Source organism: Martelella sp. (assembly GCF_984369615.1).
The window spans coordinates 1-3096 of record NZ_CFHTCS010000442.1 but is presented as its reverse complement, the minus strand read 5'-3'; the positions used below and the strand labels follow the sequence as shown (position 1 = coordinate 3096).

3 protein-coding genes are annotated in these 3096 nt (G+C 65.0%); all 3 read right to left on the bottom strand.

The genetic code is table 11. The annotated features are described in order from the left end of the window. Nucleotides 1-53: 53 nt before the first annotated feature. The gene (locus tag AC5DC2_RS21870; protein WP_491700009.1) at nucleotides 54-1532 is read right to left on the bottom strand and encodes an inorganic phosphate transporter; all 1479 of its coding nucleotides are present in this window, start codon (nucleotides 1530-1532) and stop codon (nucleotides 54-56) included. Nucleotides 1533-1581: 49 nt separating this feature from the next. Continuing rightward, the gene (locus AC5DC2_RS21865; protein WP_024707772.1) at nucleotides 1582-2061 is read right to left on the bottom strand and encodes an NUDIX hydrolase; all 480 of its coding nucleotides are present in this window, start codon (nucleotides 2059-2061) and stop codon (nucleotides 1582-1584) included. Between the two features lie 131 nt (nucleotides 2062-2192). Next, nucleotides 2193-3096: non-homologous end-joining DNA ligase (gene ligD / locus AC5DC2_RS21860; protein WP_491700008.1), on the bottom strand; the 904-nt coding region annotated here is incomplete at its 5' end.

The following is a 3096-nucleotide window of genomic DNA, read 5'->3' as shown; positions in this document are numbered from 1 at the left end:
CGCATCGTGCGTTCCGAAAATCGATTCCGATTTTCGGGCCGATGCGCTAGCCCTCAGAACCCGATCGTCTGCAGCAGCAGGAAACAGCCGGCGGACAGAAGCGCGGCCGCCGGAACGGTGATCACCCAGGCGGCGATGATGGTCATGAAATGCGAGCGGCGCACCAGCTTGCGGCGCGCGCGCTCCTGGCCCGGAATGCGGCGGGCAACCGGCCGCTCCATCTCGATTCGGCGGGCGCGTCGTTCCATGTACCATTCCCGGAAGAAGCCGACGCCGAAGACGCCGCCGACGGCGATATGCGTCGAGCTCACCGGCAGGCCGAGCCATGAGGCGGCAATCACGGTCACGGCGGCGGACAGCGCGACGCAATAGGCACGCATCGGGTTGAGCTTGGTGATCTGGCTGCCGACCATGCCGATCAGCTTCGGCCCGAACAGCACGAGGCCGAAGGAAATGCCGAGCGCGCCGATCATCATCACCCAGAGCGGGATGGCGACTTCGCCGGCAACCGCTGAGGATTTCTGAACATAGGCGATGGCCGCCAGCGGGCCGACGGCATTGGCCACGTCGTTTGCGCCGTGGGCAAAGGACAGAAGCGCTGCCGAGACCACCAGCGGCAGGCGGAACAGCGATTTCAGCGAGCGGTTGCGGTTTTCCAGCCCCGCCGCCTGCCGCCGGATGAACGGCACCGACAGGAGCCACATGGCGATCCCGGCGACAAGACCGATCAGCAGCGCCGTGCCGAGATCGATGGAAATGACCTTCTTCAGGCCTTTCATTGCCAGATAGGCGGCAAAGGCGGCGCTCATCACCCCGATCAGCACCGGCACCCAGACGCGTGCGGCGGCGATCTTGTCCTCGACATAGATCACCCGCCACTTGATGAAGGCGAGCATGGCCGCCGCGATGACGCCGCCCAGAAGCGGCGAGATCACCCAGCTTGCCGCGATCGCCCCCATGGTCGGCCAGTTCACGGTCGCAAGCCCCGCCGCCATGATGCCGGCGCCCATGACGCCGCCGACCATGGAATGGGTGGTGGAGACCGGCGCGCCGATCCATGTCGCAAGATTGACCCAGACCGAGGCCGCCAGAAGGGCCGCCATCATCGCCCGCACGAACACGGCCGTGCTGGCAAGGGCCGAGGGATCGATAATGCCCTTGGAGATGGTAGAGACCACGTCGCCGCCGGCCAGCAGCGCGCCGGCGCTTTCACAAACAGCGGCAATGGCTATGGCGCCGAGCAGCGACAACGCCTTGGCGCCGACGGCCGGCCCCATATTGTTGGCGACATCGTTGGCGCCGATATTGAGCGCCATATAGGCGCCGAAGGCCGCCGCCACGACCACCGCCAGGCTTTGCGGCTCGCCGCCGGTAAAGATCGCCGCGGCCACCACGGTCAGCGTCACGAAAACGAGGCTGACGCCGACGCCCACCAGCGGGCGGGCGGTATACATGGTGGCCTCTTCCAGACGCGTCAGACGATTGAGGTCCTTGTCGAGCGTCTTCCAGTGCGGCGTGGCATCATCAGTCACTGTGCATGTCCTTGCAGTCCAAAGGTCCTTCCGGACGGTCCCACGCCGCCTAGCCGCGCCGCGCCGCGCCGATGCGCTTCGGGAAATCCTTCAGAATCGTCTTGAGCTCCGGTTCCTGCACGGCGCGGGCCGCGTCTTCAGGCGTCATCCAGGCGCGCTTGCGTTCGTCCATCTCCGGAAAGCTGTCGAGAAGCGTCTCGACCCGCACCGCATAAACATGGACGTCGGTCGTCACCGGCAGTTCGCCGCCGACAATCTTCTTGTAGCGATAGCGCCCGAGCCAGCGGTGATCCCTGTCTGCGGGTTTCACCCCGGCCTCTTCCCAGGCTTCCTGCAGCGCCGTGCCGGCGCCGTCGGTGCCTGTGACCGGCCAGCCCTTGGGGATGATCCAGCGCCTCGTCGTGCGCGAGGTGATGAGCAGAACCTGCGGACCGTCTGCTCCTTCGCGGTGGCAAAGGGCGGCGATCTGCACGCGCGCGGGCCGCCCCAGAAGGGGCGCGAGGTAATTATTCCAGAAACGGGAAAGCATTCATAAAACCGTCATAAAGCGGAAAAGTGGGGCTTGTTTAGTGAAAAAAGCGCCGGTACTCAAGTCGCAATTGAAGTGTGGACTGCGACGCGGCGCGTTCTGCAAGCCAGTCATGGCTGTCGAAGAGCCGTTCAGCCAACCCGCCTCTCGAGCTTGTCGATCACCGCCTTGCCGAGCGTCTGAGGCTTGACGGCCAGCGCCGGCTCTTCCTGCCCCAGCCGTTCGGCCATGTCCTTCAAGCCGAAGGCGGCGGCCGACTTCAGCTCCTTCAGTTCGTCCCAGGTGACGGGGGTGGCCACCGGGGCGCCGGGCCGGGCGCGGACGGAATAGGGCAGGATCGCGGTCGCGCCGCGTTCATTGCGCAGCCAGTCGATGAAGATCCGCCCCTTTCGCTTTTCCTTCGACATGGTGGCCGTGAAGCGGTCCGGTTCGCGCTCGGCCATCAGATGGGCGAGCGTTTTGGCGAAGGATTTGAGCGTATCCCAGCCAACGGTGCGCCGAAGCGGCACGACAAGGTGAACGCCCTTGCCGCCGGTCGCCATCGCATAGGCCTCAAGTCCGATATCGGACAGCAGGGACTTCAGATCGAAAGCCGCCTGCTTCGTTTCGGCAAAGCCGAGCTTCTCGTCTGGATCGAGATCGAAGACCATCCGGTCAGGTCGTTCCAGCCGGTCGGCGCGCGCCGCCCAGCCGTGAAACTCGATCGTGCCCATCTGGGCGGCGGCGACATAGCCTTCCGGACCCGAAGCATAGAGATATTCTCCCGTCTCTCCGTCCTTTTCCGCAATGGCGATGCGGGTCAGCTCATCGGGAAAGCCCTTGCCAGCGTGCTTCTGGAAAAAGCACTCCCCCTCGATACCGGCGGGGCAGCGCAGCAGCGAAACCGGGCGTACGCCGCAGATTTCGACCATGCGTTCGCCGACGAGACCATAATGCCGGGCGATATCGAGTTTGCTCACCCCGGCCTTCGCAAAGAGTTCGCGGTCCGGATGGGTTATGATGATGCCCTTGACCGTGGCGTCGCTCGCGCGCTCG